Source organism: Nocardioides sediminis (assembly GCF_003047295.1).
In the GTDB taxonomy this organism is placed as follows: domain Bacteria; phylum Actinomycetota; class Actinomycetes; order Propionibacteriales; family Nocardioidaceae; genus Nocardioides; species Nocardioides sediminis.
In genome coordinates, this window is sequence record NZ_PZYZ01000008.1 from 229328 (window position 1) to 243893 (window position 14566).

The following is a 14566-nucleotide window of genomic DNA, read 5'->3' on the forward strand; positions in this document are numbered from 1 at the left end:
AAGCACATCACCCGTGCCGGAGCGTGTCAGCCGTCCCGGCGCGGCACGCCCCACCACGTGTCGAGCCGCGCCACCGCGGGCGCCGCGCGTCCGTCGCGCAGCACCCGCGCCGTTCGGAACAGGTGGGCGGCGATGCCCGCCGCACCCTGCATCCAGCCCACCCCGGGCGGCAGGAGCGGGTCCTCCCGCCGGTGCTCGACGAAGCGCCAGCACGCACCGGGACCGTCCGGGACCGCCCGGGCCACCAGGGCGTCGGCGAGCCGCACCGCGAACGCCAGGTCGTCGTCGCGGCCGTCGCGCTGCCAGGCGTCGAGGAACACCTCACCCACGCCGGCGGTGCCGCAGCAGCGGCCGTCGTTGTCCCAGAAGCCGGGGCGGAGGCGGTCGGGCACCCCGGAGGTGCGCACGCTGTGCAGGCAGCGCCGGTGCCACTGCGACGGCGTCTCCCCCGCGACCTCGTCGACGCCGGCGTGCTCCAGAGCGGTGAAGAGCCCCGCCGTGCCGGTCGGCCCGTGGCACCAGGTGAAGGTCACCTCGTCGTAGCCGGGCACGGGCGGGACGCCGCGCGGCACCACGAACCCGCCGCCGCTGGTGTCGCCGAGGGTCACGAGGTGCTCGGCCCCGCTGCGGGCCGCCTCGACGAGGTCGGGCCGGTCCAGCTCGCTGCCCGCGACCGCGAGGGCCGCGGCGATCCCGGCCAGCCCGTGCGACCAGTTGGGCATCTCCCGCCGCCGCTCGGCCGGGACGGCGTCGAGGAAGCGACGGGGCACGAAGCGCCAGGTGGTGCCTCCACCCGTCGGCTCGGCCTCGGCCAGGAGGACGTCCGCCGCCCGGTGCGCGAGGTCCCGCGCGCCGGGCACCCCGTGCCGCCCGGCCCACAGGGCTCCGAGCAGGTTGCCCGCCGTGCCCAGGGTGGCGTCGTTGATGCGGCTGTGGGGGGCGAAGGGCGGCACGTCGAGGAGCCCCTGCTCCCACCCGTCATCCGCGCAGAGCTCGGCGAGCCGCGCCACGGCGACGTCGGCGCCTCCGGCGCCCAGGGCGGTCAGCACACCGATGTCGCTGACCAGCCCGTCGAAGTAGGAGTACTCCGTGGTCGTGCCGAGACCGCCCGCGACGCGGGTCGCGACGGCAGCGGCCAGCTCGGTCTCCTCGGGGCTCCACTCCCGGGCGAGCCGCACCTCGGCGAGCACGTGGGCGAGCCCGCCGATGCCGCTGTGCATGCCGTCGCGCTCGTCCGGCGGCCCGCCGTCGTCCGGCACGGTCTCGGGGATCCAGGGACCGTCGTCCCAGCGGACCTGGTCCAGGACCCAGCGCCACGCGGCGTCGGCGAGGTCGGCGTACGTCGTCGGGTCACTCACCCGCCGCATGATCGCAGGCCCTCAGGCCAGCGTGTCGACCTCGGCGTGCGTGGCCCCGCCGGCCAGCGCGGCGTAGCCCGCGCCGCGGTCGAAGAAGGCGTCGTCACCGCTCCAGGGGGCCCGGCCTGCCCGCTCGGCGGCGGTCGCGTCGGCGTCGTACGACAGGTCGTCGGCGTCCAGGGATCCGGTCAGCACCACGCCGTACGACGCCAGTGCGGCCTCGGCGGAGACCTTGCGCCAGACGACGTCGCGGACCACCAGGGCGGGGTCGCGACGCAGCGGGTCGCCCCAGCCGCCACCACCCGTCGTACGGATCCGGATGACCTCGCCGGCCTTCACCGGCTCGGCGTCGGCGAGCGCGTCGACCTCGCGCTCGTGGGGCCCGCCGGGGTCGACGGTCACCTGGAACGGCGCCCCGGCCTTGCCGCCGCGCACGCCCCAGCAGGACAGGATCGACCGGTCGGCGATGGACATGAAGTGGGCGTCCTTGAGCATCCGGACGTGCTTCTCGTAGCCCAGCCCGCCCCGGAACTCCCCCGCACCGCCGGAGTCGACGGCCAGCGACAGGGACTCGACGAGGAACGGGAAGCGGGACTCGGTGAACTCGCTCGGCAGGTTCCTCGAGTCCGGGACGACGTGGATGGTGTCCTCGCCGTCGGCGTAGTAGCGACCGCCCGAGCCACCGCCCAGCACCTCGCGCATCAGGTAGGGCCGGCCCTCGCGGTCCTCGCCGTAGACGCCGGTGTAGCGGATAGTCTCCTGGTCGGCCGGCATCCTGCCGTCGACGGCCTTGGCGACCACGCCGGCCAGCACGCCGAGCAGCCGCAGGATGACGAAGGTGCGGGCGTTGGTCGGCGCCGGGAAGACCGGCGTGAGCAGCGTGCCGGGCTCGGGGAACCGCATCTCGATGAGCGGCACGATCCCCTCGTTGACGTCGAGCTCGGCCATCCGCTCGGGGGTGTCCGCGAGGTTGCGCAGGATCGGGGCGAGCCACTTCTTGAGGAAGACGCCGTCGCTGTAGTCGCCGCAGTGGTTGATCGGGCCCTTGGCCTGTGGACCCGTGCCGTCGAAGTCGAGCACCAGCCGCTCGCCCTCGGGGTCGTCCGCCGGCGTGCGGGTGAGCGTGATCCGCTGGGTGTGGAGCATCGGCTCGTCGACCCCGTCGTGCTCGGCGTAGTCCTCCCAGGTCCACGAGCCGATGGGGATCTTGGCGAGGATCTCGCGGCGGTACGTCGCGGTGGTGCGCTCGAGGATCGCGTCGAAGCAGCGCTCGACGGTCTCCACGCCGTAGCGGTCGAAGAGCTCACCGAGCCGTCGCGCGCCCATCAGGCACGCCGAGCACTCGGCGTCGAGGTCGGCGGCCAGCGACTCGGGCATCCGGGAGTTGCGGGTCATGATCGACAGGGCCGCCCGGTTGGGGACGCCGGCGTCCCACAGCCGGATCGGCGGGACCATCAGTCCCTCCTCGAAGACGCTCGTCGCGGCGCTGGGCATCGAGCCGGGCACGGCGCCACCGATGTCGTCGTGGTGGCCGAAGGCCTGGACGAACGCGACGACCTTGCCCCCGCTGAACACCGGCACCGTCACGCACAGGTCCGGCAGGTGCCCGATCCCACCCTCGGAGCGGTAGACGTCGTTGTGGAAGAAGACGTCGCCCTCCCGCATCTCCTCGATCGGGAAGTCGCGGGCGACGGGGTGGACGAGCGCGGAGTAGGAGCGCCCGGTGAGCTTGCGCAGCAGCCGGTCGTGGATGCCGGCCCGGAAGTCGTGGGCGTCGCGGATCATCGGGCTCCGGCTGGTGCGGCCGATGGCGGTCTCGACCTCCATCTCGACGCTGGCCAGGGAGCCCTGGACGATCTCCACCAGCACCGGGTCGGCGGACGCGCCGCGGTCGTCGGTGAGGAAGCCGTAGGGGAACTGGGTGGGCGCGCGGCGGCTCATGCCGGGCCTCCCTTCGTCACGATGATGTTGGCGAACTCGTCGACGCGGGCGGTGAACCCGGGGTGCAGCGGCACGGTGGAGCCGAACTCCTCGATGATCGCCGGACCCTCGACGACCGTGCCGGCGGCGAGGTCGGTGCGCCACAGCAGCGGTGTCTCGACGAACCCGTCGTCGGGGGCGAAGCAGACCGGGCGAGTGCCGCGGGACGCGCCGGCCACGTCGCCGCCGCCGGTGTGCCGGCGGATCTCCGGCCGCTGGATCGGCCCGATGCCCGACACCCGGAGGTTGACCCACTCGACCTGCTGGGTGGGGTCCCCGGAGAAGTCGTAGCCGTAGAGGGCCCGGTGCTCGGCGTGGAAGTGCTCCGCCACCCGATCGAGTGCGGCCGCGTCGAGGTCGCCCTCCGGCACCGGCACCCGGACCTCGAAGGCCTGGCCGAAGTAGCGCAGGTCGGCGGTCCGTGCGAACACGTGCTGGTCCTCGGTGAAGCCCTCGGTGGACAGCGCCTTGGCCGCCTGCGTCGTCAGGGCGTCGTACACCTCCGAGACGCGCGGGGCGTCGAGCTGCTCGTGGAGCGCGACGTGGGTCTGCACGTAGTCGTTCTTCACGTCCACGGTGAGCAGGCCGTACGCCGAGACGTTGCCGGGGTTGGGCGGGACCAGGACGGTCGGGACGCCGAGGACGTCCATCAGGCGGCACAGCAGCAGCGAGCCGGAGCCGCCGAACGTGGTCAGGGTGAAGTCCCGGACGTCGAGGCCGCGCTTGACGGTCACCTGGCGCAGCGCATTGGCCTGGTTCCAGGCGGAGATCTCCAGGACGCCGACGGCGCAGGCCTCGGGGCTCAGGCCCAGCCGGGCGGCGAGCTCCTCGACGCCGGCACGCGCGGCGGCCACGTCGAGCGGGATCTCGCCACCGAGCAGGTGGGGCGGGATCCGGCCGAGCACGACGTGGGCGTCGGTGATGGTGACGTCGGTGCCGCCCTTGGCGTAGCAGAGCGGGCCCGGGTCGGCGCCGGCCGACTGGGGACCCACCTTGAGGGTGCCCTCGGGCGAGAGGTGCGCGATCGAGCCGCCGCCCGCGCCGACGGTGACGACGTCGATCATCGGGATCTTGCTCGGGTAGACGCCGACGCTGCCCTCGGTGGTGAGGGTGGGCTCGCCGTCGATGACGACGCTGACGTCGGTGGAGGTGCCGCCGCCGTCGCTGGTGAGCACCCGGTCGAAGCCGGCGACCTGGGCGATCAGCGCCGCGCCGAGCGCGCCGGCCGCCGGGCCGGAGAGCACCGTGGTGATCGGCTGGTGCACGACCTCGTCGGCGGACAGCACCCCGCCGTTGGACTTCATCACGTAGAACGGCACCGACCGGCCGGCGCCCGACTCCAGGCGGGTCTTGATGTTGGTGACGTAGCGGGACAGCCGCGGCTTGACGGCCGCGTCGACCAGGGTGGTCATCGCGCGCTCGTACTCGCGGTACTCGCGCAGCACCTCGCTGCTCACGCTGACGACCGCGTCCGGGTGCTCCTCGGCGAGGACCGCGCGCATCCGCTCCTCGTGGTCGGGGTTGGCGTAGGCGTGCAGGAAGCAGACGCCGATCGTGTCGATGCCCCGCTCGCGGAACCAGCGGGCCGCCGCGCGGGCGCCCTCCTCGTCGAAGGGCCGCACCTCGGCGCCGGTGAAGTCGAGCCGTCCGCCGACGCCGCGGACCAGGTGCCGCGGCACGATGCGGTCGGGCTTGACCCAGAAGTAGGAGTTGCCGTAGCCGTCGGGGACGCTCTGCCGGGCGATCTCGAGCATCGCCTCGTAGCCCTCGGTGGTGATGTAGCCGAGCGCGTCGACCTTGCCCTCGAGGAGCTGGTTGGTCGCGACGGTGGTGCCGTGCGACACGGCCGCCACGTCGTCGTACGACGTCCCCTCGAGGAGGCCGAGCACCTTGTCGATGCCGGCGAGGAAACCGTCGGCCGGGTTGCCGGGCGTGGACGGGGTCTTGGTGGTGACCGTGCGGCCGCTCGAGGAGTCGAAGGCGACCACGTCGGTGAACGTGCCTCCGGTGTCGATGCCGATCCGGATGCGCCGGGTCGCGGGGTGCGCCATGGGACGATTCAACGGTGTCCGAGTCGGGTCGACCACGGCACAACCTGCCGACGGGAGGCATTCACGCTGGCAGGAGTTGACACCCTCAGCCCGCCACCTGCTCGAAGGCCGCGGCGACCTCCAGCAGCCGCCGGTCGGCGCCGTGCGGGGCGACGACCTGGATGCCCACCGGCAGGCCCTCGGGCGTGTGCCCGGCCGGCAGCGAGATCGCGGGGCAGCCGGTGACGGTGATGAAGTAGGCCGAGCGCATCCAGTCGAGGTAGGTCTCCATCGGCCGGCCGTTGATCTCGGCGGGGAACTCCTGGTCCGCCGGGAACGGCGGCACCTGGGAGACCGGCAGGACCAGGACGTCGTGGTCGGCGAAGAAGAGCCGCATCGTCTCGGCCAGCGCGGTGCGCTGGGTGTAGCCGCGGGCGACGTCGGCGCCGGTCAGGCCCTCGCCGAGCCGGATGTTGTCGGCGAGCGACGCCTTGAAGTCGTCGGGGTGCGCGCGCAGGAGGTCGCCGAGCTTGGCCTGGAAGTGCCAGGCGCGCAGGGTGCGGAAGGTGTCGTCGGCCAGGCCCAGGTCGGGGTGCGCGGCCGTCACGCGCGCGCCGTGGTGGGCGAGCGTGCCGCCCGCCGCCTCCACCACGGCGGCCACCCGGTGGTCGACCTCGAAGGCCCCGCCGAGGTCGGTGCTCAGCGCCACGCGGAGGCCGTCGAGGGTCCCGGACACCGGTGGGGCGAAGGCGGGGCCGGGGTCGCCGAGGGCGAGCGGGGCGCGTGAATCGGGACCGGCGAGCACGGACAGCAGCAGCGCGACGTCCCCGACGTCGCGGCCCATCGGGCCGGCGACCGAGGTCGACTCCCACTGGTTGTAGAGCGGCCACTCCGGGACCCGTCCGAGCGAGGGACGCATGCCCACGACCCCGCAGAACGACGCGGGGTTGCGCAGGGAGCCCCCCATGTCGGACCCCTCCGCCAGCGGCACCATCCCGGTGGCCAGCGCGCAGGCCGCTCCCCCGCTGGAGCCGCCCGCGGAGTACCGCGGGTCGACGGGGTTGAGCGTCGTGCCGAAGACGCGGTTGAACGTGTGCGAGCCGGCGGCGAACTCCGGCACGTTGGTCTTGCCGATCGTCACCACGCCCGCGCGGCGTACGCGCTCGACGACGAGCTCGTCCTGCTCGGGCACGTGGTCGGCGAACAGCGGGGAGCCGTAGGTCGTGCGCCAGCCCGCGACCGCGTGGGTGTCCTTGAAGGCGAACGGGAGACCGTGCAGCGGGCCCACCTCGGCGCCGGAGACCAGCGCCTCGTCGGCCGCCGCGGCGCCTGCCCGGGCCCGTTCCTCGTCGAGGGAGACGATGGCGTTGAGGTCGGGGTTGCGCTCGGCGATCCGGGCGAGGTGCAGCTCGAGCAGCTCGCGGGCCGAGACCTCGCGACGGCGTACGGCGTCGGCCTGGTCCCTCGCCGTGGAGTCGACCGTCAGGTCGGTCATCGGCGACGACCGATGAGCACGCCGATGGCGACCAGCCCGGCCCCCACCGCGACGCCGAGCAGGAAGTCCTGCCGGGAGGGGGCCGCGGCGACAGCCGGCGGCGGGGCGGTGAAGACCTGGCCGACGGTCGGCGCACCCGGGGCGCCGGCCTCCCCCGCGAGCACCGCCGCGACGGCGGCCGGCGGCGCCTCCGCCGCCCCGGCCAGCACCGCGTCGACGTTGCCGAAGAACTCGCCGGCCATCCGGCGGGACACGGAGGTGAGCATGCGCTGGCCGACGCCGCCGATCATGCCGCCGACGATGGCGTCGGCGTCGTAGGAGACGGTGGTGGTGCCGTCGCCGGCGTCGGTGAACCGGACGTCGACCGTCGCGCCAATGGTGCCGGGGGCGCCGGCGCCGTCGAGCTTCATCACCAGCGACTCGCGCTCCCGCAGCTCGGCGAGCACGCACGAGCCGGCGTAGGTGCCCTTGATGGAGGCGACGCCGGCGGTGACGGTCATGGCGTAGGCGTTGTCGCCGGTGGCCTCCAGCCGCTCGCAGCCGGGGATGGTCCGCACGAGCACGCCGGGGTCGAGCAGCGCGTCCCACGCCCGGTCGACGGGCGCGTGGAGGATGTTCTGGCCGGTGAACTTCATGGGGTCTCCTCGGAGGCTGGGGAGGCCGCGTGCGCGCGGCGCAGGTCGAACAGCTCGGACGGCGAGATCGGCATCGCGGTGATGGGGATCCTCTCCGCGTCCTCGATGGCGGCCGCGAACACCGCCGCGGACGGGATCACCCCGGCCTCGCCGGCACCCTTGATGCCGAGCGGGTTGAGGGGCGAGGGGGTCTCGAGGTGGTCGATGTCGATGCTCGCCGGCACCTCGGTGACGTAGGGCATCAGGAAGTCCATGAACGAGGCGTTGAGCAGCTGGCCGGACTCGTCGTAGGCCATCCGCTCGTAGAGCGCTCCCCCGACGCCCTGGGCGACGCCGCCGTGGATCTGGCCCTCCACGATCATCGGGTTGATGAGGTGGCCGCAGTCGTGGACGACGGCGTACTTGAGGATCCTGACCTCGGCGGTGTCGGGGTCGGTCTCGACGATGACGGCGTGCATGCCGGAGGCGAAGGTCGCGCGCTCGGGCGAGTAGAAGTCGCGCCCCTCCAGGCCGGGCTCGTCGTCCTCGGCGACCGGCGGCTTGCCGGGGTCGCCCACGGAGAACTGCGTGGCCGCCTTGGACGCCTCGTCGAAGGCGTAGCGCAGCGGGTTGGAGAGCACCGAGATCGTGCCGAGGTCGATCGAGGCGTCGGTGCCCCTGACCGACACGACGCCGTCGGCTATCTCGAGGTCGGCCTCGTTGGCCTCCAGCGCCTCGGCGGCGATCCGCAGCGCCTTCTCCTTGGCTCGCAGCGCGGCGAGGTGGACGGCCGACCCGCTCATCACGGCGGCGCGCGAGGCGAAGGTGCCCACGGCGTACGGCATCCTGCGGGTGTCGCCGGTGGTGACCTCGACGTCCTCGAAACGTACGCCGAGCGTGTCGGCGACGATCTGGGCGAAGGCGGTCTGGTGGCCCTGCCCCTGGGTGGTGAGGCCGGTGGCGACCTTGACCTTGCCGGAGGTCTCGACGTGGACGTGGGCCCCCTCGTAGGGACCGACGCCGGTGCCCTCGACGTAGCAGGCCAGGCCGATCCCGACCCGGCGTCCCTCCGCGGCCATCTCCGCGCGGAACGCCTCGAACTCGTCCCAGCCGACGAGCTCCTTGAGCTTGGCCAGCGACGCCGGGTAGTCGCCGGAGTCGTACTCCAGCTCGCGACCGTCCTGGAAGACCAGGCCGTGGTCGTAGGGGAACTCGTCGGGCTGGATGAAGTTGACGCTGCGGACCTCGGCGCGGTCCTTGCCGAGGTAGGCCGCGATCGCGTCCATCGTCCGCTCCATCACGAAGCAGCCCTGCGGACGGCCGGCGCCGCGGTAGGGCGTCACCATCACGGTGTTGGTGTAGAGCGACTCGAACACCACGCGGTAGCTCTGCGGCTTGTAGGGGCCGAGGAGCTGGGTGGAGGTGATGATCGGGACGATCAGCCCGTACGGCGTGTAGGCGCCGTGGTCGTGCCAGAACTCCACGTCCAGCCCGAGCAGGCGGCCGTCGTCGTCGAAGCCGACCTCGACGTGGTGCTCCTGGGCGCGCTCGTGCGCGGAGGAGATGAAGTGCTCGCGGCGGTCCTCGGTGAACTTCACCGGCCGGCCCAGCGTCCTCGCCGCCAGCGGGACCAGCAGCTCCTCGGGCCACGGGTGGTTGATCTTGACGCCGAACCCGCCACCGACGTCGGGGGTGATCACGTCGACCTTCGCGAGGTCGAGGCCGAGCTTGGCGGCGACGCAGCCGCGGACGCCGGTCGAGGTCTGCGTCGACGACCAGACCGTCAGGCGGCCGGTGTCGGGGTCCCAGCGCGCGACGGTGCCGCGCCCCTCCATCGGTGTGCAGGCGGACCGCTCGATCCGGAGGTCGAGGCTGAGGGTGTGGGGCGCGGCCGCGATCGCGGCGCGGGCGTCGCCGTTCTCCTGCTCCAGCCGGGCGCCGACATTGCCAGGGACGTCGGGGTGGACCAGCCGCTCCGCGGCCCGGGCCGCGGGGATGCCGACGACCGGCTCGAGGAACTCGTAGGACACCCGGATCAGCGCCACGGCGTCCTCGGCGACGTAGCGGTCGGTGGCGACCACGAACGCGATGGCCTCGCCGACGTGGTTGACCTCGTCCTTGGCCAGGGCGTACTGCGTGCGGCCGTGGGTGAGGGCGGGGTGCGGGATGAGCAGCGGCAGCGGCTCGGCCATCGGCCCGGCCAGGTCGTCGTACGTCCAGACGGCGACGACGCCCTCGACGTCGAGCACGTCGGAGACGTCGATGTCGGTGATCCGGGCGTGGGCGTGGGGCGAGCGGAGCACGGCGGCGTGCAGCAGGCGAGGGTCGTCGTGGAGCAGGTCGTCGACGTAGCGCCCCTGCCCGCGCAGGAAGCGCTGGTCCTCGACGCGGGCGACCTTGCTGCCGAAGAGCTTGGTGGTCATGAGCCGGCCTTGATCTCGGCCGCCCGGAGCACGGCCTTGACGATGTTCTGGTAGCCGGTGCAGCGGCACAGGTTGCCGGCGACCATCTCGCGGGCCTCGTCCTCGGAGGGGTCGGGGTTGTCCTCCAGCCCGGCCGCGATGGTGGTGAGGAAGCCGGGCGTGCAGAAGCCGCACTGGAGGCCGTGGCAGTCGGAGAACGCCTGCTGGACCGGCGACAGGGACCCGTCGGGCTCGGTCAGTCCCTCGACGGTGGTGACCTCCGCGTCGACCGCCGAGACCGCGAGCATCAGGCACGAACGCGTCGGCCTGCCGTCCACCAGGACCGTGCAGGCGCCGCACACCCCGTGCTCGCAGCCGACGTGGGTGCCGGTGAGCCCGCAGTCGTGGCGCAGGGCGTCGGAGAGCAGGCGCCGCGCGGGCACCCGCACCTCGTGCACCGAGCCGTTGACCCGGAGGCGTACGTCGTGCTGCTGCTCGCTCATGCGTTGCTCCTGGCGTGCTCGATGGCCGCCGCCAGCACCCGCGGGGCGAGCACCCGCACCAGGTGGGCGCGGTAGTCGGCGGTGGCGTGGATGTCGTCGCCGGGCTCGAGGTCGGCGAGCGCCCTCCCGGCCGGGTCGTCGAGGGCGTCGGTGACGTCGACGACGACGGGAACGTCGCTGACCGAGACGAACCCGAGGCGGGCGCTGGTGACGGTGTCGCCGTCGCACACGGCGTGGGCGGCGACGCCGACGAGCGCGTAGTCGCCGTGCCGGCGGGCCACCTCCTCGAAGGCCACGCCCGCGCGCGGCGCGAGCGCGGGGAAGAACGCCTCGAGGGCGATCTCGTCGTGGGCGAGCGTGGATTCGAGCGGTCCGGCGAAGAGCTCGGCCGCCGGGACCGTACGCCGCCCGCGGACCGACGCGACCTCGACGTGCCCGTCCAGGAGCCGCAGGACCATCGGCATCTCGGCCGCCGCGTCGGCGTGGACCAGCGACCCGACCGTGGTGCCCCGGTTGCGGATGGTCGCGTGGGCCACGTGGGAGAGGGCCATCGCGAGGAGCGGCTGGCTCTCCCGGGCCGCGGCGTCCGCCAGCACGTCGGCGTGGCGGGCCAGGGCCCCGACCCGCACCCCGTCCTCGGCCACGCGGACGTGGCCGAGGTCGGGCAGCGCGTTGATGTCCACCAGGGCGGTCGGTGACGCGAGACGCATGGAGAGCAGCGGCACCAGGCTCTGCCCGCCCGCCAGCACCTTCCCCCCCGGGTCCGCGGCCAACGCCGCGAGGGCGTCGTCCAGGGTGCTCGGGCGCACGAAGGCGAAGGGGGCCGGCTTCATCGCTTGTGCGAGCCTCCCGAGGCCGCGTCGTCGACGCCGCCGTCGTAGTCGGGGTGGCTCAGGTTGCGGGTCACGGACGCCTGGTCGCCGGGTCCGCCGCGGCCCTTGACCATGTGGAAGTAGGCGATCACCAGGATCGTGCCCAGCGCGATGCCGCCGAGCTCGAAGTCGTCGCCGAACGTCAGGGTGACGCCGCCGATGCCGGCGATGAGGCCGGCGGCCAGGCCGACCATGTTGACCGGGTTGCCGAAGTCGACGTGGTTCTCCACCCAGATCTTGGCCCCGACCAGGCCGATCATGCCGTAGAGGACGACGGTGATCCCGCCCAGGACGCCGCCGGGGGTGGCGTTGACGACCGCTCCGAACTTGGGGCAGAGACCGAGCAGGATCGCCACGAACGCGGCCACGTAGTAGGCGGCAGTGGAGTAGACGCGGGTCGCACCCATCACGCCGATGTTCTCGGCGTACGTCGTGGTGGGCGAGCCGCCGAACGCGCTCGCGAACGCCGTGGCGACGCCGTCCGCGCCGATCGCCCGGCCCATGTAGGGGTCGAGGTCCTTGCCGGTCATCTCGGCGACGGCCTTGACGTGGCCGGTGTTCTCCGCGACCAGCGCGATGACGCCCGGCAGCACCAGGAGGATCGCGGTCAGCGAGAAGGACGGTCCGTGGACGACGCTCACGCCGTCGGCGAGGTCACCGCTCGGGAGGCCGATCCAGTCGGCCGCCTTGACTCCGGCCCAGGACACCCGGTCGTGCTCGGTGGCCTCGGTGGCGCCGCCGAGGACCGAGGTGATCGGCCCGAAGACGATGTCGGCGAGGAAGGACAGGAGGTAGCCGAAGATGAGGGCGAGGAAGACCGCGATGCGCGACCAGAAGCCCGGCAGCATCACCGCGGCGGCGACCATGAACGTCGCGGTCGCCAGCGCGATCCACTGGTCCTGCGGCCAGTAGATGCCGGCCACCACGGGGGCGAGGTTGAACCCGATGAGCATGACCACGGCGCCGGTCACCGCCGGCGGCAGGATCCGGTGGATGATGCCACCCCCGGCGAAGTGGATCAGCACGCCGATCGCGGCGAGCACGAGGCCGCCGACCAGGATCGCGCCGGTGACGTACGACGAGTCGTTGCCCTCGTCGAGCGCCCGGATGGCCGCGACGCTGGCGACGAAGGAGGCCGAGGTGCCCAGGTAGCTCGGCACCTTGTTGTTGACGATCAGCAGGAACAGGATCGTGCAGAGGCCCGAGAACATGATGGCGAGGTTGGGGTCCAGGCCCATCACCAGCGGGAACACGAACGTCGCGCCGAACATGGCGACGACGTGCTGCGCACCGAGCCCGATCGTCTTGCCCCACGGCAGACGCTGCTCCGGCATCACCGCCTGGCCCGGGGCGGGATCCACGACTTCCCACTTGAACATCGACATTGCCTGGTCCTCCAGATCTCACGGGGATGCGAACCGCTGTGCCCCGAGAAGCCACAAGGTAGTGCGCCACATCACACACCCTCACTGGCGACTCCTGCCGAAGGAACGCCGAATGCGCTGGCAACTAGTTGTGCGCGGCGGTCCGGGGCGGCCGCGTCGGGGAACGCTGGTCACGTCCTTCCCCGCTCGCGTGTCCTGCGGAGGTCTAGGTTCACCGGCATGGATGCCCGGACAGCACCGACGGGGGCCGTACGTCGTGGCTGACCCCTACGAAGGCGTGTCGCCGGACGGGACGATCCGGACCGGCGCGCGTCGCGATCGCGTGCCGGACATCTTCGAACCGGTCCTCCACGACGCCATGGAGCTGCTCGACGACAGCGGGGCCTCGCTCTACGTCTACGGATCAGTGGCCACGGGTGACGCACGCCCAGGGTCGTCGGACGTCGATCTGCTGTCCATCGACCTGCCGGGCGCGGCGCGGACAGGCGAACAGCTCTCCGCCACCTACGCCGACAGGTGTCGAGGCGTCGAGGTCGCCGACACCGCTGCCGCCGACTACCTGGGCGAGACCGACGCGGCGTACGGCAACCGGGTGTTCCTCCGCCACTACTGCGTGCACCTCGCCGGGCCGGATCCATCCGTCGCGCTCCCGTCGTTCCCGGCGGACGCACGTGCCGCTCGCGGCTTCAACGGCGACCTGGATCGTCACCACGAGCGATGGCGACGGGAGCTCGCGACGGGGGCTGCGTCGTCGCACGACCTCGCTGTGCGCGCCGCTCGCAAGACACTCCTGGCCACTGCCGGACTGGTCAGCGTCCACGACCACACGTGGACGACCGATCGAGCGCGAGCCTCGCGGCGTTGGGGCGAGATCGAGCCCCATCTCGCAGTCCCGCTCGGGCTTCTGCAGTCGTGGTCGGACGGCTGGCGGACGCCCGCGCGAGGAGAGCTCGAGGAGGTTCTCGGTCCCGACGGAGTCGTCGCCACGGTGGTCGCGTGCTTCGCCGGCATCATCGGGCTCTGGGCCGAGCAGCCGTGAGCGCACGGCGTGGCCCGGGTCCGCGTCCGGCGGGAGCCGATACTGCTGTCGTGAGGAGATCCAGCGAGGACGCCGTCCTACCCGCCGCCACGCTCGTCGTCCTGTCGGGCCGACCCGGGACGGGCAAGACGACCATCGCGCGCGAGGTGTCCAGGAGGGTCGGTGCCTGCTACCTGCGCGTCGACGCGGCCGAGACAGCTCTCGCGAGGGCCGGCGTCCAGGTCGGGATCGGCGGGTACGCCGTCGTCCACGAGCTGGCCGTGTCGAACCTGCTGCTCGGCAGCACCGTCGTCGTCGACGCCGTCAACCCGGTGCCCGAAGCCCGTACGTCGTGGCGGGACGCGGCCGGGCGGGCCGGGGCGCGGCTGGTCAGCGTCGAGACGGTCGTGCCTGACGTGGACGAGCACCGACGAAGGGTCGAGGCGCGCGTGGCCGACATCCCGGGCCACGTGCTGCCGACCTGGGACGAGGTCCAGGGCGGCGAGTGGACTGCCTGGGACGACGCGCGCGACGGTCGTCGGCTGCGGGTCGACTCCTCGGACACGGCTGCGGCCGTGGCCCGCGTCCTCGATGCGATCCGCGACACCGCCGGCTAGGCGTGTTCCCTCATGACGTTGTTGTCGCCGTCGGCGCGCTCAACGCGGCGGATCCGCGCATCGCTCCTGCGTAGAGTGACGATCCGCGGCCGTCCCGGCAGGTAAGAGGGAGAGACGGGTTCCACCGGAGGGTGGAAGAAGTGCTGGGAAGTAGACCCCGCCTCCACGCCGCACTCATCGCGACATGTGCGGACGTTCGATTCGATGCAGGCGCCCAGCTGTCCCCTGACAGTCACGGCTCCTGCTCGGGGTCGGCCGTGCGATCGGCGTACCAAACGGCTGCCGTCGGCAT

The 14566-nt window shown here is 72.8% G+C and carries 11 protein-coding genes; 2 read left to right on the forward strand and 9 right to left on the reverse strand.

All coding sequences use genetic code 11. From position 1 onward, the window contains the following. Nucleotides 1-26: 26 nt before the first annotated feature. From DAI17_RS18355 to DAI17_RS18395, 9 genes are all read right to left on the reverse strand, one after another. Nucleotides 27-1358: a lanthionine synthetase LanC family protein gene (locus DAI17_RS18355; RefSeq protein WP_199905198.1), complete on the reverse strand. Its 1332-nt coding sequence runs from the start codon at nucleotides 1356-1358 to the stop codon at nucleotides 27-29. 21 nt (nucleotides 1359-1379) lie between these two features. Next, on the reverse strand, nucleotides 1380-3299 hold the full coding sequence (locus tag DAI17_RS18360; protein WP_107774659.1) for a hydantoinase B/oxoprolinase family protein: 1920 nt from the start codon (nucleotides 3297-3299) through the stop codon (nucleotides 1380-1382). Next, a complete protein-coding gene (locus DAI17_RS18365) occupies nucleotides 3296-5389 on the reverse strand; it encodes a hydantoinase/oxoprolinase family protein (protein ID WP_107774660.1) in 2094 nt (697 codons plus the stop codon). Before DAI17_RS18365 ends, DAI17_RS18360 begins: the two co-directional genes overlap by 4 nt. A gap of 85 nt (nucleotides 5390-5474) precedes the next feature. Continuing rightward, the gene (locus DAI17_RS18370; protein ID WP_107774661.1) at nucleotides 5475-6863 is read right to left on the reverse strand and encodes an amidase; all 1389 of its coding nucleotides are present in this window, start codon (nucleotides 6861-6863) and stop codon (nucleotides 5475-5477) included. After that, nucleotides 6860-7498: an SRPBCC family protein gene (locus DAI17_RS18375; protein ID WP_107774662.1), complete on the reverse strand. Its 639-nt coding sequence runs from the start codon at nucleotides 7496-7498 to the stop codon at nucleotides 6860-6862. Before DAI17_RS18375 ends, DAI17_RS18370 begins: the two co-directional genes overlap by 4 nt. Then, nucleotides 7495-9900 carry an aerobic carbon-monoxide dehydrogenase large subunit gene (gene cutA / locus DAI17_RS18380; protein WP_107774663.1) on the reverse strand — a complete coding sequence of 802 codons (2406 nt, stop codon included), beginning with the start codon at nucleotides 9898-9900 and terminating at the stop codon, nucleotides 7495-7497. Before cutA ends, DAI17_RS18375 begins: the two co-directional genes overlap by 4 nt. Further along, on the reverse strand, nucleotides 9897-10382 hold the full coding sequence (locus DAI17_RS18385; protein ID WP_107774664.1) for a (2Fe-2S)-binding protein: 486 nt from the start codon (nucleotides 10380-10382) through the stop codon (nucleotides 9897-9899). The genes cutA and DAI17_RS18385 overlap by 4 nt, the downstream gene beginning before the upstream one ends. Continuing rightward, the gene (locus DAI17_RS18390; protein ID WP_107774665.1) at nucleotides 10379-11215 is read right to left on the reverse strand and encodes an FAD binding domain-containing protein; all 837 of its coding nucleotides are present in this window, start codon (nucleotides 11213-11215) and stop codon (nucleotides 10379-10381) included. Before DAI17_RS18390 ends, DAI17_RS18385 begins: the two co-directional genes overlap by 4 nt. Next, entirely contained in the window at nucleotides 11212-12639 is a 1428-nt protein-coding gene (locus DAI17_RS18395) for a uracil-xanthine permease family protein (protein ID WP_199905199.1), read from the reverse strand. Before DAI17_RS18395 ends, DAI17_RS18390 begins: the two co-directional genes overlap by 4 nt. Before the next feature lie 223 nt (nucleotides 12640-12862). On the opposite strand from DAI17_RS18395, the gene DAI17_RS18400 reads away from it, so the two are divergent. Both DAI17_RS18400 and DAI17_RS21380 read left to right on the forward strand, forming a co-directional pair. Continuing rightward, nucleotides 12863-13678: a nucleotidyltransferase domain-containing protein gene (locus DAI17_RS18400; protein WP_159081633.1), complete on the forward strand. Its 816-nt coding sequence runs from the start codon at nucleotides 12863-12865 to the stop codon at nucleotides 13676-13678. Between the two features lie 50 nt (nucleotides 13679-13728). Beyond that, a complete protein-coding gene (locus DAI17_RS21380) occupies nucleotides 13729-14274 on the forward strand; it encodes an AAA family ATPase (protein ID WP_199905200.1) in 546 nt (181 codons plus the stop codon). The last annotated feature ends 292 nt before the right edge of the window (nucleotides 14275-14566 follow it).